Source organism: Bacillus clarus, assembly GCF_000746925.1.
In the GTDB taxonomy this organism is placed as follows: domain Bacteria; phylum Bacillota; class Bacilli; order Bacillales; family Bacillaceae_G; genus Bacillus_A; species Bacillus_A clarus.
Genome location: NZ_JMQC01000007.1, coordinates 40183 through 65272, shown reverse-complemented (window position 1 = coordinate 65272; position 25090 = coordinate 40183). Strand labels below are relative to the sequence as shown.

The following is a 25090-nucleotide window of genomic DNA, read 5'->3' as shown; positions in this document are numbered from 1 at the left end:
ATTTAAAATTTGTTAGGCAACATCCCACTCCGGTTATATAAAATCATGAAATTAAATAAAATTTTCTGTTTTTTTATCTAACAGTACACCTGAACCTGTCTTTGAATTTTCATTGAATTCATAGTCTAAATCTAAAATTTGAATCCATGGTAATAAATCATATTTTTTTCCGTTCTTTTTGCCTCCCTTATGCGGTAATCTTGATGTGTTTCTCATAGTTAAGGTTTTCCTTAAACTCACAGTAAGCTTAGTAATTTCACGATGCAATTTCGTACGGTCTTGTTTCTCTGCTTGTTCAAGTTTTTCAAATAAATGTACATTTTCATCATAAACATTTCTGGGAATCACAAGTTCAGCTTGGATATCCCGTAGTAGCTTCTGAGCATCATTAGATGATAGGGTATAATCATCAAACGTTTTTAATTGTTCTAACGCACTTTCAAACGTTTTTAGAAATTCCGTTCCTTTTAAATAATCACGTTTGTATAGTTGACTTACTAACTCTATTTTTTGGGATTCTAGTAAAATTTTTTGATTAAAAGGACGTAACAATTCTATCGATCTTTTTAAGATTTCTTCATCATACACATATTTCGCACCGCTCACATTAGTAGTATATATGAATACATTAGGCTGTTCGTATTCATATTGACGTCTACGATAACAACGTCCAAAACGTTGACATAAGCTATCCAATGTTGCAGCTTCGGTAAATAGCACGTCAAAATCAATATCGATGGATGCTTCTACAAGCTGTGTTGTAACCCAAATTCCTATTGCTTCTCTATTTTCATCAAAATGAATTAGCTCTCTTTCAATCATGGCACGATGCTTTTGAATATACATAGAATGAAAAACGTGTACATGCGTAGTCTGTTTTTTAATCATGCTGTATAATTCCATTGCCCGTTTAACTGTGTTAGCTATAACTAATACTTTCTTACTTCTACCTAGATTAATAATTTGTTCAACATCATCAATAATTGATTTTTCTTTAATATCAATGCAATGACGTATAACTGTGTCGTCAATAAATGTATCTACTCGGAAGGCATCTTTTGGAATAATTTCACTTTCTTGCAAAGTTTCTAAATAAATACTAGGTAGCGTCGCGGTCATTAATAAAAATCGTCCACCCACTAAATAAATCATTTCTAATGCACGAATTAAAACGGCAGCAATTTTTGGATCGTAAGCCTGAATTTCATCAATAACCAGTGAAGAATATGCCATTGTTGCTAATTCTTTCTCATATCCTCGATAAAGGAAAGGGAATTTTAATATTTGATCAATGGTTGTGAATAATAATTTACTTGAAAAATGGTGAGATTGTTCAGAAATAACTTCCCATTCTTCCTCACGACTTTCTGTTAGGTAATCCGTAGATGAAGAGTGGAGTAAACCAACATTTTTATAGTTCATCTTATCGTATACCCTAGTAAATAAAGCATTAATACTTACCTTTAGTGGCAAAGTGAAAAAGGTTTTACTATCACTTGCCCAAAGGAGAGCGGCTTCTGTTTTTCCCATACCTGTTTGTGCTACAATAATTAAATTTTTCTTACGGTATTCGTGTGCATGCTTTTGTAAATCACGATACACTTCTTCGACTGGTAGGCTCTTCTCGGTAGCGATTTTTGCAAATCCTTTGTCAACAAGTTGCTTGAAATTCTGTTTAGCATCAATTTCAATATCAGCATGTGCAGAAGCTGCATGATCCAATCGATGCAGTAATCCTTTTAAGATTACATAGTCTACATAATGCGCTTTATTATCACTGTACTTAATTCGCTTACGTAATTGTGAAAATATGCGGTTATATCGGGTTTTTAAATTTACACCTTGGATGTCTAAATGGCTATTAATTTCATTCAAATTTGGCCAAAGATCCTCAGATAGAGCTTTTTTAATCAACTCATCGTTTGGCTGAATATTCCTTTCGTGATGAAACGCAATTGCTTGAATAAGAGCCTGATAGTCTTTTTTGGGGAATGAAAAAACGACTTCTGGTAATAGAAAAGGAGATAAGTAGTTGTGTGGTACTTCCAAATATTTTTTCAGTACTACATCTTCACCAAGCGCACGTCTTATTTTTAATTGAAATGGTTTATGGGCTTTCCCAACATCATGGTAGTCTACTGCATAACGTAGTAATTCCCAAATACGATCATCAAAATAATATCCATAAGATTCTCTTAAAATATCATATCGCAAGCGTAACTCATCTGTATGTTCACGTAATGTTTCCTCTGGATCAGATTTTGCTAAAAATATTGTAATCACTCCTTAAAATAAAACCGTATCCAAAAAGGAATACGGCTTATTATTATTCATTCCAAAGAACAAGGTATTCCCCGTCTGTATGAAGAGGTTTTCCGTCTTCTCCATGGTGATAATTGCTATCCACATAAAGAACCGGTATTTTTGTCCACTCTCGTATACCATTGACAATCTTATACGTCCAATTTAAACGGTATGGAATACCTGTTGGGAAATCTGATTCATAATAATGTTTGGGTGCATAGATGGCATACTTAGAATGAATTTCTTCACATTCTTCTAATTCAACAAATGCTACTTCATCGACACGTACTAGATCTTCATGACGACCCAATGATAAATGAGTATCTGAGTGAATGAAAGCGTGATAAATACGCTGTAGTAAATCTTCTTCACCTTTAATATGAATAATAAGTTCTACATTAAAAAGCATATGTGTGTAAAGCGGTATGGAAGTCATATTCGTCTGTACAGGTGCTTCAATTGCTAAGCCATCAAAAATAATTGGCATAGAAATGGATTTCTTTTTAACCATATAGCTTTTTCGATAGTCTATCATCTTTGTTTCATATGTTCCTTGGACTGAAAAGCGCAAAGGTAATAATTCATTTGCATTCAAAAGCTGATGTATCATTCCTTTGACTGTTGAATAAGGAGGAAGCGGATATGTTTCTCCTACTTTGTTTGCGAATGGCTTTGTATAACAGACTGTTTCTTGAAACAGCCTTAATCGAATTGTTTTCATACTAATACCTTATAATATTGATCAACTTCGTCAATCAGATGTTGATAGAAGTCTTCAATAGATACTGTTTCTGTAAGCTGGGAAATCTCATCTTCATTCACAAACGTTCCATCTACTAAACCAATTTTTGTACATCCGCGTATATTGTATCCTAACACAGTTTGTTTAAGCACCGATTCCAGTTGTTTTATATTTAATAACCCTGGATTAAAGTTTTGAAGAGCAATACGCCCCAAGAAAAATGGATTTGCGATTGGATAAACTCCACCAATTACAAATAATGGAGCCAAGTTTTCTTGACGACCACGAATTTCACGGTTTAAATATTTTGTAATCTCAATTAGCTGTTTTACACGATTCGCTTTTTCTTCTTCTGATAATTCAATTGAGCCATCTATTCCAACGCGGGATAAATCAATTGTCAAAGTATATGTGTATAAGCTTTCATGTTGTTCTAATGTAGCCAAATTAGGGGCTTCATTAATACGAGATGATAATCCCATATTATTTAAAAATTCAAGGTCACTGTGGTATGGTTCTAACGAAACAGCATGACTTAAGCGAACAACGGCTGAGCGTTTAGCAGCACCTTCCTTCGCTTTCGTCTTCATGTAACCGAATAAATCCATTTCAACAGAGTCTGTAATATTACAATCTTCTTTAAACTGTACAACCCCTTTGCTTTTATCCACCACGTTTAAATTCCAATTGAACAGTTGGTTTCCTAAACGAACAATATCATATCGAATTGCTTGACGAGAAGCAAAGGAATACACTTCACCATTACCACGATGGAATTTTTTTAGCTCAGAAATATTCGCTGTTCCTTCACCGTAATTTAATGAGCTTGCTTTAAAAATAAATGTTAATGTAAAAGACTTATTGTTCATCTCCCTTTTCCCCCTCTTTTGAAATTAAGCCTGCAATGAATGAATCAGCAATAGTAGCAAAGTCAATTTGTGATTCATCCAATACATTTATAAACACTGGTGGAAGCGGCTTTTCTACCGACATATACAGGCGCATCACTGTGTCTAAAAACATTTTTTTGTCATTAGCACGGACCGCATTTAATAATCGGTAAGCGATAGAACGAATTTTTCCTTCTTCCATCGCTTTCCTTATTTCTACACCAGCATAAAAAGCACTCCAAATTCTCTTTCTTCCAATGCTTAAGTTAGTTTCCAACGTTCCCTCTCCTTTCACCAAAAAAATAAAGTAGTATCGCAATAGACAAGCATAGACAATTTCATTTGCAAAGTGCCCTTCTTTCAACTTAATCCGTAAATGATGATGAATTATAGATTTCGGATCTTGATAGCGTAAAAATGAATGTACGATTTGACTCCTAAGCTTATACTTCAAATGCCCGAACCACTTTGCACAAGTATCAGAATTAAATAGCGAACATAGTCCTGATGTTAAATGCAGATACTGCAAATCTGTTTTTTTCGCATTATACTCCGATGAGTACTCTAAAATTAAATAGTTTTGCTGAGTTTGATGCGCCTTTGTTTGTTGTTCAGCAATTAAGTCAAAAAGGATTTCATCAAATGCTTTTTCTTTACTGCGACCAATTTCATATATATTATTTGCTTGAATAACTTGTTCGAATCTGCCTTCTCGTTGAACAAATAAGGATTTGTCTCCAACAATGGAAGCTCCAGCAGGTGCACAGAATAAAATCAATTTTGCTAGCTTACTTATAGGGATAGCTAACACACCGTTGGCACCCCAGTAAAAGTTAAGCGCTTTCGGTGCACTCATGGATAATGGCGAAAAATGCGATTCAGAATATTGTTCAAACGCCCATTGTGAATCAAAAAAATTACAATGATTCACCGAATTTGATATGTATTCCCTTATTTGTTCAATTGTATTTTTTTTGAATTTCGTTCTTAAGTGCTTTGCTGATTCATGTGTGCTTAATTTAAGATAGTTCATAATTTCATCAGAAGACTGTGCTTGTGAAATAACTTGTTGCAATTCTAAATCGACAAGTAAGCTCTCAATATAGTCTTTTCTAAAAATTACTTTCTGTTCTTCAATTGTTTTTGCAGTGTGTAATACGTTTAAGAAACTGACTTGTCCAAAATAGGTTCCTAAAACTTTTGCTTTAAAATAATTTAATGTTAACTTATGATCAATGCTTGGTTCTGCCAAAGCCTCCAGATATTGCTCTATCCATTCTTCCATTTCTAAAATATATGCTTTTTGATTTCGTATTTTATGAGCAAACTCTACTAGTCTTTTTTTTATGATAGTGTCTTCAAATTTCTTTTCTACTTTTTCAATGACTGTTCTTTTGATTGTTTCATCGAGGAGTTTTTTAGCTAGCTGTATTTTTCCTTTTGTACCTGTATTGTCTTTCAATTCACTTTCTCTTCTGAAATTTGAAAATTCTCTTCTGATGATTTGTTCATCGCGTTTGGCCACGCTGTACCGATTTAAAAAAAAGTTAAAATAGTGCTGCTCAAAATCTTTTAAATGCTCAGGATCAAACAAAATTCCTTCATCAGTAACCTGCACTTTAATTCCAGCATGTTTTAAAATACGATAGTATCCGACTAATCCTTGATCTATAGCCCACTCTCCGGCTGGTAAAGGAATTGCTTCTTTTGTAAGTAACATTAAATCACCTCCACAGCGCCAAATCCTTGACTGGATCTAAAGCCTAGTCCGATTTCTGACATTATCTTCAAGTCGTCTACGTCTCCTTGTAAGGCAAATACTCCATGATACCCAGTGAAAAATAAAGTTTCATCATTACTATGAATTTTTTCCTTCACTACTACTTTTTTCATATTTTTATTTGTAAATATAAGGGGGGTTCTGAGACCGTAACCACGAAAATCTTCTAGAACTGCATTAGAAATATAATTTAGTTCTTTTTCAAATGCTTCTCCATGAATTAGTACAGGATTTGATTGCTTGTCCCGCACTAGTAAAGGAGATAAAGTCTTGAAATATACATGATCTCTTTCAATAGTAGTGCTATTTACCATTTTTACCTTCGTTCGAATGAAACTGAAATCTTTATACTGAAACTTTTCTATGTTCATAAGCCCGTTATAGAAATGCAGCATAAATTGAGGGTCAGGAGATGCTACTGTCAGCCCGACATAACCTTTGACGTCAAATCCTGTTTTATCAAGCTCGTAATCATGTACATATACTCCAAAAGAAAATGGACGATTTGCTTTACTTGAATGATAAATTTGTTGAAAGTATGCAGGATCAGATAATTTCAATGTTTCTTTTATAAAACTAACCATCATCATTCTGTAAGAAAGCGGAAAACGATCAGTGTGCAATTTAATATTTAATCTCACCCTACTATCCTCCTTCATTTTTTATAGTTATGGATTTGATGAAATAAAACGTGAAATTTTATTCAGCTTACTAAAATAATTTGGAGGTTAATTACTATAACCAAATAGTGGATTTAATAAATTCCATGCAATAGTTATAAACCATTTTTATCCTAACACAGAAATTAGGAACTATAGAGAAGAGATAAAATTATTTTTTTGCATTTTTTGAATTTCTCTTTCGATCTCTTCACGTAGCTCTTTGGGGCTTAAAACACTGACGCTAGCTCCAAAACGTAGAATAAATTGTTTAATAACAGGTAATCCATACATTGTACCTGTAAATAAATAATCTTCATTGTACTCTTTTATTACTTGGTTCGCTGCCCATTTTGTATCACGAAACCATATATATATATCTTTTTTTACCAGTAATTCAATATTATAAGGGTCATTAAATAAGCTATTTGTACCAAGGAATTGTTTGAGTGAGAAAGAAGCATCTTTATTAAATGTTTGATGAGATATTGTAATTCTCTCAATGCGATTCAACTTAAAAGTTAAGAAACATTTCTTTTTCTCGCAGTAAGCAATGCAATATTCGTGTTCGTTATGTTGGATGAAATGATAAATATGAATTGTTCTTGTTGTAAGACCTGAAGAGGCAGAGTAGTAAGTAATAACTGCTTGTAGTTGTTCTTCCAAACAGTATTTCAATTGTTGTTTAATAAATGTGATGTGGGAAAAATCTGTGTTAACGCTATAACTTGATGTTATAACAGTGTCATTTTGATTTGATAATTGTTTTAGTTTTTCTTCTAATTGTTGGACAACTTTATCATTTGGATTAAGTGTTAGTTGCTTACGAACTAGTTCAGTCAACTTATCTAATTCTTTTTGCTCTAAAAAGCTGTTCCAAAGAGGGTTTGTTTCTAAGAAATAACCACCGTTTCGTCCTCTGATCGTATGTATCATAAAACCCGCCATTAACAAATCATTAATATGCTTGCGAACACTTCTTCCACTCAGTTCTAGCATACTTGCTAATTGCTCCCCTGACATCTTTCTATTTTTTGAAAGCAATAAAAGAATACGAAGGGAGTTTGAGACCTTTGACATTATTGTAACCTCCTAACCATATTTAATTATAGTATAAGATGATAAATATTCCATGTTAATATTTGTATTGATTCTAAAAAAGAAAAAGTCCCCCTAGATTACAATAACCATCTCAGGGAGATCACTCATAATAAACATTTGACCACTACGTTCAGATAAACTTTTAATGTTACGATAATAAAATATTTTATATCCCACTACGTTTAGATAAAACTATACGCAACCAAGGTGACTCATACGTAACTTTAACGTTTATATCCCACTACGTTTAGTTAAAACTTGAATGGAGTTATAACAAGCTTGGTATTCGTATAAGGTTTATATCCTACTACGTTTAGATAAAACTTGGTATACGAAAGAAACTGGTGATGATGAATTAGAGTTTATATCCCACTAAGTTTAGATAAAACTATATTGGCATGGGTATTACAACGATTGAAGCAATCTTTATATCCCACTAAGTTTAGATAAAACACTACCTGTACCGCACTTTCTTGTGGTTGAAATTCTGTTTATATCCCACTACGTTTAGATAAAACCCTTTATAAAGGGGATGGGAGAAAAAGAGAAAACAAAGTTTATATCCCACTACGTTTAGATAAAACTTCGATGATGCAAGTAAAGCTCTTGATTTAAGTTATGTTTATATCCCACTACGTTTAGATAAAACGTACATCAATGTAAATACGATCATATTTATCTTTTAAGTTTATATCCCACTACGTTTAGATAAAACACGCTTCTATGAGTACAAAAATGAATCTAGTTCAAAGTTTATATCCCACTACGTTTAGATAAAACTAGGACAGGCTTTAGATTTCGTACCGATTAAATCCGAGTTTATATCCCACTACGTTTAGATAAAACATGAATGCGGAAATGGCTTCTGATGCAATTCAAAAGAGTTTATATCCCACTACGTTTAGATAAAACCAGAATTAGCTAATGAAACTCGCTGTTTTAAATATGTTTATATCCCACTACGTTTAGATAAAACAACAGATAGCAGCATCAAAAAGCAGTAATGGATTTTGTTTATATCCCACTACGTTTAGATAAAACCCCTCATAAAAAGTGTGATAAAATCTTTGTACAGCAAGGAATCTAATTGATACTAGTTTGCAAATTTTGCAGCGGATCGCCAGTCTTGTTTCATAAATATTTTCATAAATTATGTTAATCCCATGAATCACAAGAGATTTAGCATGTTACGTAATTATTAAGATACGCTGCAAAATTAGTTATTACTACAATATAAACGTAACACATCTAAAAACCTAAAGAAATAAACAAATGTACAAAAAAGAAACCAATTGTATTTTATTTATAGGGGATGTTATTCTCTATTTTCATACCTTTTGACTACTCTATAAAATGTTGGACTCGTCATGTTACATCTTCTCATTGCTTCAAACGCTGAAATATTTCCTTTTTTCCAATTTTTATAGGCTAGAATGAATTTATCAGTAATTTTAGTTGTAGGTCTTCCCAAATGCTTTCCTTTTTTCTTTGCAGCCCTTAAGGATAGATTCTTTATTTCTTCCGAAACGATCTAGGGAGTGAATATATAAAATATCACTTTTTCTTAACATACGTTTTAAGAGTTGATATTGCTCTCGATTAAAGTCTCTTCCGCTTTGCTTGTCGATAAAAATGTCTCGCTCATCGGTAATAAATTGTTTCATTGCTTCAAGTTGACGATCTTCATTTTGGTCTTTACTACTTACACTGATATATCCAAACTTTCGAACATTCATAATTGAGGTACTCCTTTTAATGTTGTTACTTTTTGATACATATTTCATATTATCTGAATTTATAGCAAAAACGCTTCAAAAGGTATCTGTATTTTTGAAGTGATTCATAAGTTCCTTTTTAGACCTTTTGATACACTGTTTTCCATAAAAATCACACTACTTCAAAAGGTGTACCTTTTGAGAATGCGATAGTTAAATTTATATAAAGATAAATGTGTTTACATTGGCACTTTTACCAGAAGACATCTAGATATGGTATTTTATAAATGGAGTAAATTAATGTGTTAGATGATTATCTTATTATGAGAGGAAAGAGTAACGTGAAACCTATAAATTTAGTATCTTTGATTAATGCAAAAAGAAAACTAGAACCTATCGTATTTAAATCATACAAAGAACATTTTGACATCAAAATTAAAGAGGATGAACTAGAAGATATAGATTCTTTGGTTTATGAACTACTTTCGATTTTTGAAAGTGTGAGAATCGTAGAAGGCTTTTATGTTGGATACAAAATTAATCAAATTAATAGAGAGTTTGATCTTTTACGTTTTGGAGAAAATAATATTATAAATATAGAATTGAAAAGGGAAAACACTGGGGATAGAATGAAAAAACAGCTTTTAAGAAATAAATATTATCTTGGATTTTTAGGAAAAGAGATTTTGCAATTTACTTATGTTTCCTCAGAAAGAAAGATTTATTACTTAAATGAACAGGAAGACTTTGCAGAGGTTGAAATTTTATTCTTAGTTGAACAACTAAAGCAACAAGTATTAATTGAAATTGAGAACATCCACATATATTTTGAGCCCTCTAAGTATCTCGTCTCTCCGTTTAATTCTACAGAGACTTTCTTAGAAAGTGAGTATTTTTTAAATGAGCATCAAGAGAACATTAAAAATGATATATTAAGTAGCGGTGCAGAAACAGGTCCTTGTTATATTGCAATTGAAGGATACGCCGGAACAGGAAAAACACTTCTAACTTATGATATTGCAAAAGCATATATAGATAAATCAAAAAGAGTTCTTATTATCCATTGTGGGACTTTAAATGACGGTCAAAAAAAGTTAATACAGAACTACAATTGGGAAATAGCACATATTAAAGAATATGAAAAATATAATGTAAATGAGTACGAGCTTATAATCATAGATGAAACTCAACGAATATATACACAGCAATTAGAGGAATTGATAATGGAGATTAATAAAACAAATGCAAAATGTATTTTTTCATATGACCCTAATCAATGCCTTGCTAGTTGGGAGGTTGAGAGAAATATTCCTGGATTTCTTAAAGAGAAAATTTCTCCTAAACAATATCGTTTAACAGAAAAAATTAGAATAAATAAGGAACTTGCAGCATTTATAAAAAATTTATTTGATTTATCAAAAAGAAGTCCAGAACAGAATTATTCTAATATTAGTGTGCAGTATTTTGCTGAGGATTCTAGGGTAAGTAATTATATAAATGTACTTACAAATAAAGGATGGAAGGCGATAAATTATACACCTGGTTATCGTAAACGTTATCCATATCAAGAATATCAAAATTGGAATGATGAGAGTGCACATGAGGTTATTGGTCAGGAATTTGATAACGTAGTTGTTGTAATGGATTCTAACTTTCTTTACGATGAAAAAAATCGTCTAATTAGCAGAAATTATTATTATGATAATACTAAAATGCTCTTTCAAATGGTAACAAGAGCTAGAAAAAAACTCCATATCATTATTATCGATAATGAGGAAGTTTTAGAGAAATGTTTGAGTATTTTGCAATCTAAGAAAAGTAGCTAAATTACGTAGATACTTTCAGTTTTGTTCAAATTTAATCCGAAAAGTAAAAAGAATTTGTAGCAATCACTACAAGTTCTTTTTTAGATAATATAAAAAGGTTGAAAAAAACTATCTCATTACAATAGAAAATACAAATATTCCAACTTAAAGGATATAATTACGGAATTTTAAAACTAGTTTTCTAATTACAAATAAAGTATTATTAAGTTGGGAATTATTAGGCCGAAATGAAAATAAAGAATGGGGATTTTTATGCATGAGTATACTGTAATTGACCATCCAAAGCACAAAATATTATTTTGGGTTGCAATATCATCTATGGGACTATCTAGTCTAATTTCAACTCGCATCCAACCTTGGATTCAAGAGATTCTTAATGCCCCCGTTATCGCTACTTTATCTATAAGTGGTGTGACTATATTTTATGTTCTCTATCTATTACTCAATCTCGTTATCTGGAAAATCCCTTTGTTCCGAACGATTTTTCATTTCCCGAGTTTAGAGGGTGAATGGGAATGTTATGGGATATCGAATAACACTAGATTAAATAAACAATTTGAGTGGTACGGAAGCATAACTATAAGACAAACATGGGACAAAATTTTAATTACCTTAAAAACTAAAAATTCTACTTCTAACTCATTAAGTACTACAGGTGGAATAAAGTACTATGCAGGGGTAGGATATAAGTTATCCTATCACTATGAAAATAACCCAAGTGCTAACTCAGATAAGGATTTACATAAACATGAAGGATTTTGTATTTTGACCTTTAACGAGGATGAAAAAACAGCTGAAGGTTGCTATTTTAATAATATGAAGGATAGACAATCTTATGGAGAAATGAAACTGAAAAGGAGGAAAAAAGAAAAATGGCCAATTTTGACTACTCTAAAAGACTGGATAGCCTCAAAAAAAGAAGACAAGAAGATGGCGGGTTAATCCAAAAATCACAATATAGTACATACGAAATACTAAAGGAATCCTATGAGGAACTAAAGGAGTCTGCCACTATCAAATACGTGATTGGTGCAATGAATCCGGTTGATTTAAAGTACACTAACAATACAATTGCAGAAGGTGAAAGAATAAAAAATCAACTTTCAAAACTTGAAGACAATGGTTTTAATGTTGAGTTTCGATATCAGGGGTCTGTCACCAATAATACTCATATCAGAGCTCATAGTGATATTGATGTGTTAACATTGCACTCGGGTTTTCATTCACTAGAGGCTCCTCAAAAGCCTTCATACCCATATGCAGGAGATCCGGTTAAGGATTTATGTGAATTGAGAGAAGAATGTTATTCTATTCTATCAAGCGCCTTTCCAACTGCAGATATTGATAACTCTGGTGCAAAGTCAATTGGGTTACAAGGAGGCTCCTTGAGAAGAAAAGTCGATGTAGTACCTTCGAATTGGTATAATACAAATTTGTATGCACAAACGGGTGCAGAATACCATAGAGGAGTCATGGTCCTGGATTATCACAATAAAAAACGATTAACAAATACACCTTTTTATCATAACAAGCTTTTGGATGATAAAGATCTTTATACAGCAACAAATTATAAAAAAATGGTACGATTATTAAAGACATTAAAGGCTGACAGTGATGTGAAAATTAACCTTAGTAGTTATGATATTGCTGCGCTTATGTATCATCAGGATAATGCTTCATACTTAGTTGGACAATCTCCGTTGCTGCTTATCACACAATCACTTTCATTTTTGAAAAATGTTTATGAGAACTCTGAATATAGAGAGGGCTTATTAGTACCTGACAAGTCAAGAACTATATTTGAACGGGCAACCCTTCATGATTTGAAATTAATGATATTGGAATTAGATAATGTGGTCCAGGATATCAGAAACGATCTTTCGATATCAGGAAATACAATTTATAAAGAAATTATTGCGTAATAAAACAAAGATTGCCTTAAAAAGGCAATCTTTTCAGGCTGTGGAGAAAGTCTTCTCCACAGCCTTGTTTTGTGTCTGAACCTCTTTTTATGTGTCAACACTGATAAAAAAGAGGAAAAGGAGAGGTTTTTTATGATGGGTGCATTAAAAAATCATCGTGATGAACGTGTATCAGTTTCTGTAGAAGAATTAGTTCCACAAGACCATTTTCTTCGTGCGATTGAAGCTACAATCAGCTTTTGATTTTATTGAAGAGAAGTTACGCCCCTATTACTGTGAAAATAATGGACGTCCTTCTATTCATCCAATCGTTTTATTTAAGATGATGTTTATTGGATATTTTTACGGTATTCGCTCAGAACGTCAACTAGAAAAAGAGATTAAAACCAATATTGCTTACCGTTGGTTTTTAGGATTTTCCCTATCAGATCCAATTCCAAATCATTCTACCATCAGCTGGAATCGCCGTACGCGCTTTATTCATACAAATATATTTGAAGAAATCTTTGATGAAATTGTACGTCAAGCGACGGAACACCGTATGGTGGGAGGACGTGCCTTGATGACAGATTCTACGCACATAAAAGCGAATGCCAATAAAAATAAATTTGTACATAAATTTAAAAAAGAAAAGCCAAAGTTTTATATAGAGGAACTAGAGGCTGCGGTTATGGAAGATCGTGAAGCTCATGAAAAAAAGAATTAAAACCTAGAAAGGAAAGTGATACCCCTACTAAAAAAATTCGTATAAGTACAACTGATCCAGATAGTGGCTTTTTAATGAGGGATGGAAAACCGAACGGTTTTCATTTCTTAGATCATTGTACGACTGATGCGAAGTACAATGTGATTACAGATACCTATATAACGGCTGGAAATGTAGCGGATTCCGAGCCGTATTTAGCACGCCTCCAAGCTCAAATTGATAAATTTGGATTCGAAGTTGAAGCTGTAGCACTTGATGCCGGTTATTTTACAGGTTATATCTGTAAGAAATTATCAGAACAGAATATATTTATGGTGATGGGGTATCGCCGATTTGGAAAACGGAATAAAGAAGTACCAAAAAGTCAATTTAAATATGAAGAAGAAACAGACGTATTTGCCTGTCCAATGGGATGTATTTTAGAATATGCGACAACGGATCGAGAAGGATACCGTCAATATAAATCTAATCCAACAGATTGTGCCGTTTGTCCATTGCGTGATAAATGTTTCTCAGAGAAACAAAAACAAAAAGTCATTACGCATCATATTTGGGAAGAATATAAAGATATCGCAAGAAAAAACAAATTAACAAGTACGGGTAAAAAGCTATATAAAGTACGCTGTTCTACAATTGAGCGGAGTTTTGCGGATGCCAAAGAACTACATGGTTATCGGTATGCCCGGTTTCGAGGGGTGAAGTATGTCCAAATGCAGGCCTATCTCACTGCAGCCTGCCAAAACATGAAAAAAATAGCCCTTCACCTGACCAAAAAGGGTCAGGTGAAGGGCTATTTTTTGTGTTTTTATCATGTATTACTATTTTGTACGAATTTCATAATTCATACATTCCAGAGTGTAGGAAACCCTAAAGGGTTTCCAAACACTCTGCAAAGATTGCCTTAAAAAGGCAATCTTTTATTTTTTTATATAATAAGGAACATTCTAGCATGTTAGCTAAAAGTTGATTAAAAGCAGCTCATAATCTTTGAAATTTTGATATATAAACGTTACGGTTGATTTCATTATATAACACGTTGAGTTTTAATGTTTGAAAATTATTTGAATTAAAAAAACAAGGGAAGGTATCGGGTATTGATTCCTAAAAATTCTAATTTGGTGTTTTGTACAAAATACTTTTAAGTAATATCTATATCATAATAAATTATAAAAAATGTACGTATAGGTAAATAGAGAAGAATGGTGCATTCTTACAGATAGACCTATATTTTTATTTGATTTATATTAATTATAATAATATGAATTGATAGGTATAGATAACTATAGTATTCCAATACGTCCGTTTAACATATATTTCCATGATTTATTTTACGAAAAGTTAAAATTGAATATTTTCACAAAAAATGAGGTATGATTTTTGTTGAAGAGCAATCTGTAAGTCCCATTAAAATATGTGGTAATTTTACATGGGATATGCCATACATATTCGAAAAGATATAATGCACGTAATTAAAGTGTTCTTATCTCTTTTTTACTTATATAATGAAGAAATTTATTGGGAAAAAGTAAACAAACAATTATTTGAAGAATATGATGTATTATTCTTTCAGACTGATATTTTATTCCTTACAGTATCAAAATAAGGTTAGGATATTTAATTAATGTCTACTTTATTGAATTTCATTTTTATTATGTAGTTTCTATATAACAGAGAAAAAAGCAACCTATTTGGATGCTTACATGAGTCTTTAGGTTCTGTATCGTATATTAAAAGAACTTGAATAAAGTTCTTCTTTAATTTGTAATTAAATCCCAGAGTGGCCCCTCATACCCAGAATCGTTTCCGGACCCCTAGTAGAGAGATTTTAAAAAGAGCATTCCTGTTTTAATGGGAGGAATGCTCTTATATTATTCATAATTGATTATTCTTCGTTTTCAAAATCACGTAAGCTGTTAAGTAGTTCTGTAAAAGATGAACAAACAGGATAAATTGCTTTTTCCATATCTTCTTCCTCATGGTCCCAAAATACGACCGTTGGTGATTGAAGTTCATTTCGGTAATCAAAACATAGAAGGTTACCAAACGGGTCTCTAGCAAAAGGATATACCTTATCAGACAATCTATCCTTTACACCTTCATAGTTTTGGACAATCGAATATTTATCTTCGATATGAAGGGTTAAGAGGTCACTAAATACATTTTCATCTTGTCCTAATACATCAAAAACTTTTGGGTGAGGATATCCTCCGTCATACTTCTTCACACATTCAACAAAATCGTCGGGTAATTTAATATTAAAATATTGTTCTACTTTTTGTATTTCTTCAGCTGTAATTGGCGTTTTACTCATAAAAGACCATGTAACATTGCTCATTTTAATACCCCTATTAAAGAAGGGTTGTTTTCAATGCTTCTTCAAGCATTGTATTGAAATCATTATATGTTTCCATCACTGTACCAGATGGTTTATCAAGTTCTAAGTAAGTACCTTCAGATAGTTTTTTACAAAACCATGCAATATCTGAATCTCCAAGGAAAAGGTACTCTTTTTGCCACTCGTTCTCATACCAAATCTTATTATTTTCTAAAAGTCCATAAACTGTTTCATCTCTTTCTGTTTCTAGTAAAGAAGAGTCAACTCCATAAATTATCAGACCGTCAAATTCGAAGCCATTTACAGTTCTAAGAAATTCCTCATAGTCATTAGGTAAATCAATATTAAAGCTTTCTTTAATATGTTCTCTTAATTTTTGAACTTCAGTATCTTTTGCTGGTTTATTCAGTTTGAGATTAAAACTTTTCATTGTTTCTTCAACTTCTAAAAGCGTATCTTTCCACATATAAAAACCTTCTTTCTGAATTTATTCCCCTTTAGGATAAATATTATATTTTGGTATAGGCCAATCCATATCAATACTATCTCCATGAGTCAAGCCTTTAGTTAGTGTGTTTTGTGTATTAGTAATAGCCTTATGATATGGATGATTTTGAATTAAAGTTAAATTTTCAAAGTCATTCGTCCCCCCGTCATCTAACGGGAAATTATGATGTACTTGCCACCCTGATGGATTTTTTCCTTTTTTCATATTTTCTATTTCAAAGTCTGATATACCCGCTTTCTTAAGTTCAAGAACCTTCTCAGGGTTAGTTGCCAAACCGTAAAGAAATTCTTTTTTTACGGTATTTTGAAAAACCCTTCTAAGTTTTGCAGCTTCTTCTTTACTTCTTTTAGTATAAGTAATTTCATCAACTTTAACATCTTTAAGAATTACATCTTCTCCATATAATTTACCAATAAAAACGTCACCGTCCGTAGTACTTTTAGTATATTGATAAGGGGATAGTTTATTCTTAGCTGTTTGATAAGTATCAATAAAACTAGATTTTAAAGAACTTCCACCAACACCTGCTATTGAAAGCTGATTTCCAAAATTAAAGTTAAAATTATTTAGTGAATTTAATGTATTTCTATATGTAGCGGAATTAGTCACAAACGACTTTCCTTTTGTTAGGTTGGCAGCGATCGCTATCTTCCCTGCTTGTCCTGCTTTACTAAGACCTTTATCACCAATAAAACCTGTTAATAATGATGCCACACCATAGGCAGCATAATGTATTCTACTTTCCATATCTCCATTCCAAAAATCATTCATAAATGAATCCGAGAAGGCGTTCCACATTGCAGGAAGAGTTTCCTCGTAATTTACAATCGCATCACGCATATTTTCCCACGTTTCTGCATCACCCAATGCTTTAAGCCCTTCCCATGCATCTGTGACAGCATCTTCTACACCAGTAGAAATACCAGTCCATGCGTCCATTAAATCCTTTTTCTCTTCATCCCAAGCTTTCTCGAAGTCAGATTTTGGCGGAAGCTTACCGCACATTGCCCCTTCTTCAATTGAACTACTTTTTAGAAGATTTTCAGACTGACGTGCCCTCTCTTCTCCAATCGATTGAATAGAAGTTATCCACTCCATATTCAACCCTTGCGTACTAAATGTACCACTTGCGAGACTAAAGCCTTTTCCACTTTGAACTTCCGCCAAACCCGTCGCAATACTAGCAGTCAGTTGAAGTGCAGTATCATAATTACTACTAGAAGTATAATTAAATTCATGTAGATGTTCTAATTTTTCTTGCAGTTTCCGTTTCATCATATCAAAAATACCCACCATAGCGTCCATACCAGGAAGGGGTATAGCTTGACTGATTCCTTCAATGTTTGCTCTTGTTTGGTCAATCCCTCGAATTTGTTCTAGTATTTCTTGTTCAATGACATCTGTTGAAGCTACTTGTGATTGAAATTGACTTGGAAAGGCATCATTCTGACGGATTAATTCCTCACATAAGTAAATGATTCCTTGCGCTAAAGGATAAAAGGTTTGTACAAAAAACGCTTTCGCACTATCGTAAGTCTGTCCTTGTAAAACAGTATCACTTGCAAAAGCGTCAATCGACTGAATAGCTTGTTCCATGCCTTGAATAGTAGCGGTACATACAGCGTTCATACTTTGCGTCTGAGTATGTACTTCTCCTAGATACATATTTAAACTCAAAAATCTCCCTCCTTAATAAGTAAATCATACCAATTCAAGGAGAATGTTGTAAGGATAAGTTTCTAATTACATCCAGAAATCATCAAAATCTACATTATAACCTTTTCTTTTCAAAGCCTTAACTATCTTCTGTCCATTCCCTAAAGATGGCTTATACTCATTCGATCGAGAAATACGACTAATTGTATTTTGATGAATGAAAAGGTAGATATTCAACCGGAAATTCTGCACGCGGATACGCAAGGTCAAAGCACCACAGTCTTTGGTTTAGCTACTTTATTAAGTATTCAGTTAATGCCTCGCATTCGCAATTGGAAACACTTAAAATTATTTCGCCCCAATACACAAGACAATTATGAACATATTGATGAACTATTTTCAGGAGAAATCAATTGGAGTATGATTGAAAATCACTACCCAGATATGCTTAGGATCGCGATGTCAATCAAAGCTGGTAAAATTACTCCATCTACTATATTGAATACACTAGGCACCTACAGTAAGAGGAATAAATTATATCAGGCATTTTGTGAATTAGACAGAGCTATTAGAACGATGTTTTTGTTACAATTCATGTCTAATGGGGTAGGACGCACATTTTAACGTTTTTATACGCTAAGGGATTCCCAAAACTCCATAACACGGGTTGAATTGAGAATTTGATTTAAAGATGAGTTTTGAGACACTATTTAAGCTCTTTTCAGCACCTTTTACATTGAAGTGCATTTGGGGCACGGCAACGATTACTACCTTTTGGGGCCACTTGTTATTTCAGTTAACAGAAGTGAAATTCCGTTAACTTTCTGCAATGTTTTTAATAACATTTGTTTACGGAACACGTATAAATTAACATAAAAACAAGTTTACGGAACTTATTTTTAAAGGTTTTCCTTAAATTTTGTAACACTACAGTCTTAAAAATTAAAGTTTTATCCTAAAAATCTATAATTTTTGATGAATGGCCCGAAAAAGAAAGAATCGTTGCCGTGGGCCAAATAAACTCTAACGAGTTTTATTTTTAAAATTATGCAGCTTTCTTTTGTTCTCTAGCTATACTATACTCATAATGAACACCCATGATATCGAAGACCGTTTTCTTCTCATATCTGTGAGATTTCCGCCCGTTTTTCTCTAGAAGGTGGAACAGGCGGATCAGAAGCTTTGTTACTTCTTGGGTGTTTTGCTGTATGGCTTGATAGAGGAGAAATAGATGGTCTTGAATCATTCCAATTGCTTTATATTCACTTAATTCTTTTTGCTTCTTCTGTAATAAAAGTTGACGCATTTTAAACATGGTAGAAGAACATAAGAAAATAGCGATCAGTTTTCCGTATAAATGGCACTCTATTCTTTCTTGTTTGACAGTGCGACAATGATCTATATCAAATAATGATTTCCACGTTTTAAAAACAATTTCTATCTGCCAGCGTAGTGTATACAATTCATGTACTTGTTCTATCGGAACCCACTCCCAAGGTGCATTTGTCACATATACATTTAATCCCGCTACTAATTTACTTTTCTCTGAATAGGTTCTGTGTTTTGACTTTTCTTTTTCTGCAATTTTCTCTAGGCGTTTTTGTAATTGTGCCGCTGTTAAACGATGAAAAACGAGACGTGAAAATAACTGCTGTTTATCTCCAATATAAGCTTGCTGGTATTCTACCGTTTCTCCAGGTTTAAGTTGATTTAAAATCTGTATAACATTAATTTGTATGTATTCTGATTGTTTTTTAATGGAACCATTTTTAAAATATTCCGGATTTGGATTTTTCACATATACATTCGTATTTAACTTTAACCGCGAAATATAATACGTACCACGTTGATCCATTTGATCTAAATCCTCTAATGAAAAATAGCCTAAATCACGAATACATAAATCGCCTGGTCGTAACGTATCTAAACATTCTGTTCCAAATGTTTTATCATTATTTTTTCCAGGACCCACTTGAAAATTAAGAAATTTCCCACTATGTAAATCATATTCTAATTGAATTTTGATCCCAGCTGTTTGCGCGCAACCACCTGAACCAGGATATATATGTTCCAAAGTATTAGGCACTTGAAACATGGTAGCATCCATGATGCGAATGCGCTTAAAATGAGCAAAAAGTTGGTTAGAAATATGAGTTTGTTCACAGATTTTTTGTTGTAATAACAAAGAAAAGATATGTTTTAAAAATAACACTGATTTTGCAGTAAATCGTTTATTTAAGCCCTCCGGGCTGAGTAAAGTACCTGTAGCTGCATGAAGCCTACTACATAGTCGAACTAAAGGATCACTGGCCACCCGTTGGCTAATCCAAATACAAATCGTAGCTAAATCTGATCCAGAAAACTTACGTTTTCGCTTTATAAACTTAATCTCTCTTGCCAGTTCTTCTAAAAATCCAGGTGTGATATAGCGCTGTAATTCTTCTGCAAATGGTTGTAATTCCTCTTGAATCGAGAGATTCATAAAAAACGTCACCCTTTCTCATAGATTATTAAGCAAGAATAACGTTTTTTTGTACTTGGGGGTAATAAAAAGTCTTAAGTTGATGGGCATGTATGGTGACCCCCAATAGGAAAATCATAATGGATTATCCTTACAGGAGCTTGTCGGTTTACAGATGAAGGACGTCCATTTTGAAAACAATACAATCTCAGTACCAGGAATAGTGGGCATAGAAAGAACGATTCTTTTAACTGAAGAAGATAAAAAGCGTTTATTTAACTATTACAAAATCATTCCTGAACCTGTTCGTCCAAGATACCATAGTAATGATCCATTGTTTGTAGCCTTTGATTTTACTCGGAAAACTTATCATTGGTCATATGAAAATGATGCGCCTAAAGCTCTAACAGAAATTGCTGTTCAAAAGATGATTCGACTTGAAGTTGCAAGAGCAAATTTAAGAAAGGGAATTTCAGCACAACACTTGCGGAATACCTTCATTTTAAGGTTAATAAAACATCAAATTTCAGAGGATGAAATTATAAAACAGGTAGGGTTTAAATCTAAGCTTTCGTTAAAAAGATATTATAATTACATCGATTAAAAGTAACGGAGGAAGATAGTGTGGAGAGAAATAAAAAACAAGAGCAACAGTACATAAGAGTGTATACATTAAGGGATAGAAGTACCAAATCCATTAAAGTTGAATCTTGGCGAACGTTTAAAGAGGAAATGAATGTTCTAGGTCTAAAAGAATCGGATATTTTTCAAATTCAGTTAATAGCAAAGTAAAATAACCCTTAAAATGAGGGGAAGGTTTTTCGTTTGTTTTGGAGAATACCTAATCCAATATGAAAATAGAAGTTAGACCGATTACACTTGTATTATGTTTTTTATAATCCAGACTCAGATACGGCTCAAAAATATAACAAGGAATTACTAGAAAGGAGATTGGGATGAAAAAAGGAAAAGGATTATTGTTACCTCTTTTATTAGCCACTTTGTTAAGTGCCTGTCAACAGAACGATAAAGAAGAAGCAAAAAGTGAAGGGTCAGAAGTTATGGATACTGTTCAGAATATAGTGGGTAAAAAAGGGTTTCGTGGTGCCACTGTAGATGATAAAACAAAAATAGTAGACCTAGAAATGGTTGGAAATGAAAATGAAAATAAGTTAAAACAAGAGATTAATACTCAGCTAAAAAATCAAAATATTAAACCGTACACGATTAATGTTAGTCAAACAAGCATGACAATTGCAAAAATAGAGGACAGATGGGACATGATTTACAGCCTTATTTATGAAGAATTATTCAAGAAAAACGGGTACAAGGACTTTTCAATGAAGGCTTATATAGAATTGAAACAACCTATTCTGTTTGCTATATATACTCCTATAAATAGTACTGATTCAGATGTGAGAGAATTTGGAAAGAAAATAGAAAAAGAAGTTGATGATTTGCTTAAAACACCGGAAGCACAAAAATGGATTAAAAACGATGCATATACTATTGAAATTTATAGTCGAGATAAACAAAAAATTAACTAAAAAGACTGGGTATTTCCCAGTCTTTTTAGTCATGCTATTTATAATAAACTTGTCCACTCTCCAGATGTATGGTACCTCCGCCATAATTTTTAAGTCCTAGTTGATAGTAATTATTGTAATCACCTAAAAGGTGAGCAATTGGTATGTTTAGTCCACTAGAAAAAGCACCTTTAACCTTATATTCTGAGTGGAACACACTATTCGCATATAATTGGATTGCGAGTCCAACAGTCCTGTCTTTTGGTTCTACCTGCACACTTTGAGGGCGATAGAACGATGTTTTGTTTCTAACCCACTGAAAGTTTGTAACATCCGTTTCACCGAAATTATACACATTCATAGCAAGAGGGTTAATCTCTGTATCCTTCTGAATATTCCCCTCAAAATTAGAACTTCTTAAGGGAGTTGTAGCCATTTCTTGATTAAATTTTTCTAACTCCTCTTTAGAATATGTTTTTACCAATTTCCCATCTTTATCGTAAACTTCTATAGATAGTTTCTCATCGTTGATTTCTGTATTATTGACATTTTCTGTAGATGCGGAGATAGAAGAAGGTAAAACTTCACCATGTGCGACAGTTGATGGTAAGATTATTCCTGCTGCTAATGCAAATACCCCTGCTTTAGCTAAATATTTTCTTTTCATAACATCATCCCCCTATTGTCTGTAATTTGTAGAACAATGCCATCATATCTTACAAATATTGTATAGTAAATACGTTTTCAGAATATTTTTTCATCTTAAGATTATGGGAACATTTTTATGAATTGCACGAGAATAATAGGGATAAGGGTTACAAGAGAAATTTTAAAAATTATGGGAACAAAAATATTTTTGTTGAAATACAATAAAAAAAGAATCCTCTTATTTAAAGGATTCTGAAACAGGAAATAACAAAAATATAAACAATAAAAAGAATTACTTATATTATAACTTATATATTAATAATATAATATCGAGAAATATTTATATAAATCTAGTATGTATTATGTAGGGGTCACCATATATTTTGTTACAATTTGCATTGCTTCTTCCTGGTCTAGATTATTTCTCATCAATTCAGGGTTGAAATATCCCAATTCACAGACTCCTTTGGATTAATGCAATGATGACTTCTCTCTCTTTTCTCGCATATATACTGCAAATTGCATCATTTCTTCTTGTGTAAATTGTTTTCCTTCAATTGCACCTTGTTTAGACGTCCCAATAAACTCTAAATCATCCCATTTGGAAAATGGTGCTTCTCCTTTAGTGACCATTTCACTATATCTTTTCCATTCACCGTTAATGTTCACTACATTATACCTTCCCTCATTTGTTAAGAAACTCATTGCAAACATTTTATCAGAGTAATAGAAATCACATTCCCTATTCGGATCCAGTAATGCTTCCCAGCTAATATTAGGCATTAAATCTTCTTCCGGAATCTCACGTTTCTCTGTTTCAATAAGTTCATAAGATGAAATTGGTAAATCTTCTAACTCATCATCATATACTTCTTTCATGATCCAACAGTCTTTACTAGCGCCTTCTACATAATATTGATACCATTCATTGTCATGCGTTTTAAATACATAAATAAATCCATTTGTAACTGTCTTACGATATGTTTCAACGATATAGCTATGATTAAAATTACCCGTTTGGTCATATAGTGTGTCATCATTATGATAAGTTTCAGTTTCAATAATAAGTTTCTTTTTCTCGCCCTTAATTATATATTCATAGCCGTCGACTACTGGAAAGTCTTCTGGATACTCATTCATACACTTTTTTTCCACTAAGCAATCCTTTACTTTGCTTATGGCTGCTTCTGGAATCTCTTTCAACTTTACGAACTCTTCAAATTCATTATTAATATCTATTCCATAAGGCTCTAATATTTGATGTAGTTTTTTAGCAACCCTTGTTTCTTCGTAAATCATATATTCATACTCTTCAGGATTGAATTCTGTTACTAAAACATATGTATCCAATGGGTTCATCGTATACGTATTTATCCATTTATTAGGCTGATTGAAAAATCCGTGTGGGATTAAATATCCCCATAACACCACATACTTCTGAAATTGCTCTTTTGGTACTACAAAATACGATGAACCTTCGTTTGTTTCCCTTTCTAGTATACGTTTTCCACTAAACAATTTACGCATATACACTCCCCCATGGTTTGAACTATATATAGTATAAAATATATTTGGATATCTTGTTATTGATAAAATTATATAAGGATTTCACTTACAGGATTCATACTCAACTATTTTTATAGATTTGTTGCATATTTGGCAAGACGATCTGCTAAATCATTGTACTCATTACCGCTATGAGCCTTTACCTTTACAAATTGTATTTCGATGTTACGCATGTATTTTTGCATAAAATCTTGATACTCTTGTGTTTGAGTGGTTTTAGCTCTCCACGCTTTTGTTGCGAAATTTTCAATACCTGTATAATCATAGTACAAAATCATATGTTTCCATCCATTTGCTAAAGCCAATTCTACTGCACGTCTTGCACCCATTAATTCAGCACCAACATTATGAGTAGCTGTTACATCTGAATAGGGATAGGCACTAAAATCTTTTAGGTACACTTGGTTTTGAGCAATCATAACCAAGCCATATCCTGCAATTTTTCGTCTTACGTTATAACTGCCATCAATATAAACTTCTACAATAGATTCTTGTGAAACACCTGAAGAATGTAGCTTCGTTGGCTGTTCTTTTATGTTTTGAGAAGGAGAAGATACCTGGTGTTTTTTATTTTGAATGAGAGTGGATGACAGATATTGTTGTGCTTCTTTTTTGGAAGGAAAAGAGCGGTATTGCGCACCTGAATATCCTTTGACATGCGCTTCACATTCTTTCCAAGAATAAAAAATACCGGTTTTCCTCCCTTTTCGCACAGCATATACCTTCTTTTTCATCCCTCTTCCTC

General features: G+C 32.7%; 20 protein-coding genes, 4 pseudogenes and 1 CRISPR repeat array. Of the genes and pseudogenes, 9 read left to right on the top strand and 15 right to left on the bottom strand.

Annotated elements, in window-relative coordinates:
* Positions 1-51: 51 nt before the first annotated feature.
* From DJ93_RS00610 to DJ93_RS00580, 7 genes and pseudogenes are all read right to left on the bottom strand, one after another.
* On the bottom strand, positions 52-2283 hold the full coding sequence (locus DJ93_RS00610) for a CRISPR-associated helicase/endonuclease Cas3 (RefSeq protein ID WP_052109482.1): 2232 nt from the start codon (positions 2281-2283) through the stop codon (positions 52-54).
* A 43-nt stretch (positions 2284-2326) separates the two neighbouring features.
* Positions 2327-3025: a type I-B CRISPR-associated protein Cas5b gene (gene cas5b, locus DJ93_RS00605; protein ID WP_042978713.1), complete on the bottom strand. Its 699-nt coding sequence runs from the start codon at positions 3023-3025 to the stop codon at positions 2327-2329.
* Complete coding sequence (gene cas7i / locus DJ93_RS00600) at positions 3022-3915, bottom strand: type I-B CRISPR-associated protein Cas7/Cst2/DevR (protein WP_042978712.1); 894 nt, start codon at positions 3913-3915, stop codon at positions 3022-3024. Before cas7i ends, cas5b begins: the two co-directional genes overlap by 4 nt.
* A complete protein-coding gene (cas8a1, locus tag DJ93_RS00595) occupies positions 3905-5656 on the bottom strand; it encodes a type I-B CRISPR-associated protein Cas8b1/Cst1 (RefSeq protein ID WP_042978711.1) in 1752 nt (583 codons plus the stop codon). The genes cas7i and cas8a1 overlap by 11 nt, the downstream gene beginning before the upstream one ends.
* Positions 5656-6357: a CRISPR-associated endoribonuclease Cas6 gene (gene cas6 / locus DJ93_RS00590; protein WP_042978710.1), complete on the bottom strand. Its 702-nt coding sequence runs from the start codon at positions 6355-6357 to the stop codon at positions 5656-5658. Before cas6 ends, cas8a1 begins: the two co-directional genes overlap by 1 nt.
* A gap of 171 nt (positions 6358-6528) precedes the next feature.
* Positions 6529-7455, bottom strand: a complete 927-nt coding sequence (locus DJ93_RS00585) for a helix-turn-helix transcriptional regulator (protein WP_042978709.1) — start codon at positions 7453-7455, stop codon at positions 6529-6531.
* Between the two features lie 185 nt (positions 7456-7640).
* Positions 7641-8517: direct repeats of the CRISPR family, unit length 29 nt; unit sequence GTTTATATCCCACTACGTTTAGATAAAAC.
* 274 nt (positions 8518-8791) lie between these two features.
* Positions 8792-9212: pseudogene (locus DJ93_RS00580) on the bottom strand (recombinase family protein).
* A gap of 281 nt (positions 9213-9493) precedes the next feature.
* Between DJ93_RS00580 and DJ93_RS00575 the strand changes: the two are divergent.
* The 5 genes and pseudogenes from DJ93_RS00575 to DJ93_RS32770 all read left to right on the top strand — a co-directional run bounded on the left by DJ93_RS00575 (position 9494) and on the right by DJ93_RS32770 (position 15248).
* Positions 9494-11017, top strand: coding sequence for a DNA/RNA helicase domain-containing protein (locus DJ93_RS00575; RefSeq protein ID WP_310593263.1), 1524 nt, complete (start codon positions 9494-9496; stop codon positions 11015-11017).
* A 252-nt stretch (positions 11018-11269) separates the two neighbouring features.
* The gene (locus DJ93_RS00570; RefSeq protein WP_042978708.1) at positions 11270-11959 is read left to right on the top strand and encodes a Cap15 family cyclic dinucleotide receptor domain-containing protein; all 690 of its coding nucleotides are present in this window, start codon (positions 11270-11272) and stop codon (positions 11957-11959) included.
* Positions 11890-12939, top strand: coding sequence for a nucleotidyltransferase-like protein (locus tag DJ93_RS00565; RefSeq protein WP_052109481.1), 1050 nt, complete (start codon positions 11890-11892; stop codon positions 12937-12939). Before DJ93_RS00570 ends, DJ93_RS00565 begins: the two co-directional genes overlap by 70 nt.
* A gap of 132 nt (positions 12940-13071) precedes the next feature.
* Positions 13072-14442, top strand: a pseudogene (locus DJ93_RS29785) (IS1182 family transposase); the annotation flags it as partial.
* A 629-nt stretch (positions 14443-15071) separates the two neighbouring features.
* A complete protein-coding gene (locus DJ93_RS32770) occupies positions 15072-15248 on the top strand; it encodes a hypothetical protein (protein WP_161785242.1) in 177 nt (58 codons plus the stop codon).
* Positions 15249-15527: 279 nt separating this feature from the next.
* On the opposite strand, the gene DJ93_RS00550 is transcribed toward DJ93_RS32770, so the two are convergent.
* From DJ93_RS00550 to DJ93_RS33555, 4 genes and pseudogenes are all read right to left on the bottom strand, one after another.
* Positions 15528-15980: an SMI1/KNR4 family protein gene (locus tag DJ93_RS00550; protein WP_042978706.1), complete on the bottom strand. Its 453-nt coding sequence runs from the start codon at positions 15978-15980 to the stop codon at positions 15528-15530.
* A gap of 13 nt (positions 15981-15993) precedes the next feature.
* Positions 15994-16446 (bottom strand): YrhA family protein, encoded by a 453-nt coding sequence (locus DJ93_RS00545; protein WP_042978705.1) that lies wholly within the window; start codon positions 16444-16446, stop codon positions 15994-15996.
* Positions 16447-16467: 21 nt separating this feature from the next.
* The gene (locus tag DJ93_RS00540) at positions 16468-18165 is read right to left on the bottom strand and encodes a T7SS effector LXG polymorphic toxin (RefSeq protein ID WP_042978704.1); all 1698 of its coding nucleotides are present in this window, start codon (positions 18163-18165) and stop codon (positions 16468-16470) included.
* 66 nt (positions 18166-18231) lie between these two features.
* Positions 18232-18363 (bottom strand): annotated as a pseudogene (locus DJ93_RS33555) (transcriptional regulator); the annotation flags it as partial.
* Here DJ93_RS33555 and DJ93_RS00535 point away from each other — a divergent pair.
* Positions 18358-18768 (top strand): Tn3 family transposase, encoded by a 411-nt coding sequence (locus DJ93_RS00535; protein WP_042978703.1) that lies wholly within the window; start codon positions 18358-18360, stop codon positions 18766-18768. The pseudogene DJ93_RS33555 and the gene DJ93_RS00535 overlap by 6 nt on opposite strands.
* Positions 18769-19189: 421 nt before the next feature.
* Here DJ93_RS00535 and DJ93_RS00530 read toward each other — a convergent pair whose 3' ends face one another.
* Positions 19190-20626 (bottom strand): IS4 family transposase, encoded by a 1437-nt coding sequence (locus DJ93_RS00530; protein ID WP_042978702.1) that lies wholly within the window; start codon positions 20624-20626, stop codon positions 19190-19192.
* A 115-nt stretch (positions 20627-20741) separates the two neighbouring features.
* Here DJ93_RS00530 and DJ93_RS00525 point away from each other — a divergent pair.
* The 3 genes and pseudogenes from DJ93_RS00525 to DJ93_RS00520 all read left to right on the top strand — a co-directional run.
* Positions 20742-21209, top strand: a pseudogene (locus tag DJ93_RS00525) (site-specific integrase); the annotation flags it as partial.
* 20 nt (positions 21210-21229) lie between these two features.
* Complete coding sequence (locus DJ93_RS33025; protein ID WP_181969245.1) at positions 21230-21397, top strand: hypothetical protein; 168 nt, start codon at positions 21230-21232, stop codon at positions 21395-21397.
* Positions 21398-21561: 164 nt separating this feature from the next.
* Complete coding sequence (locus DJ93_RS00520) at positions 21562-22152, top strand: DUF4030 domain-containing protein (RefSeq protein WP_042978701.1); 591 nt, start codon at positions 21562-21564, stop codon at positions 22150-22152.
* 34 nt (positions 22153-22186) lie between these two features.
* Here DJ93_RS00520 and DJ93_RS00515 read toward each other — a convergent pair whose 3' ends face one another.
* From DJ93_RS00515 to DJ93_RS00505, 3 genes are all read right to left on the bottom strand, one after another.
* Complete coding sequence (locus DJ93_RS00515; protein WP_042978700.1) at positions 22187-22798, bottom strand: hypothetical protein; 612 nt, start codon at positions 22796-22798, stop codon at positions 22187-22189.
* Between the two features lie 452 nt (positions 22799-23250).
* Entirely contained in the window at positions 23251-24306 is a 1056-nt protein-coding gene (locus tag DJ93_RS00510; protein ID WP_042978699.1) for a hypothetical protein, read from the bottom strand.
* A gap of 110 nt (positions 24307-24416) precedes the next feature.
* A complete protein-coding gene (locus DJ93_RS00505) occupies positions 24417-25079 on the bottom strand; it encodes a ribonuclease H1 domain-containing protein (protein ID WP_042978698.1) in 663 nt (220 codons plus the stop codon).
* Between the last annotated feature and the right edge of the window lie 11 nt (positions 25080-25090).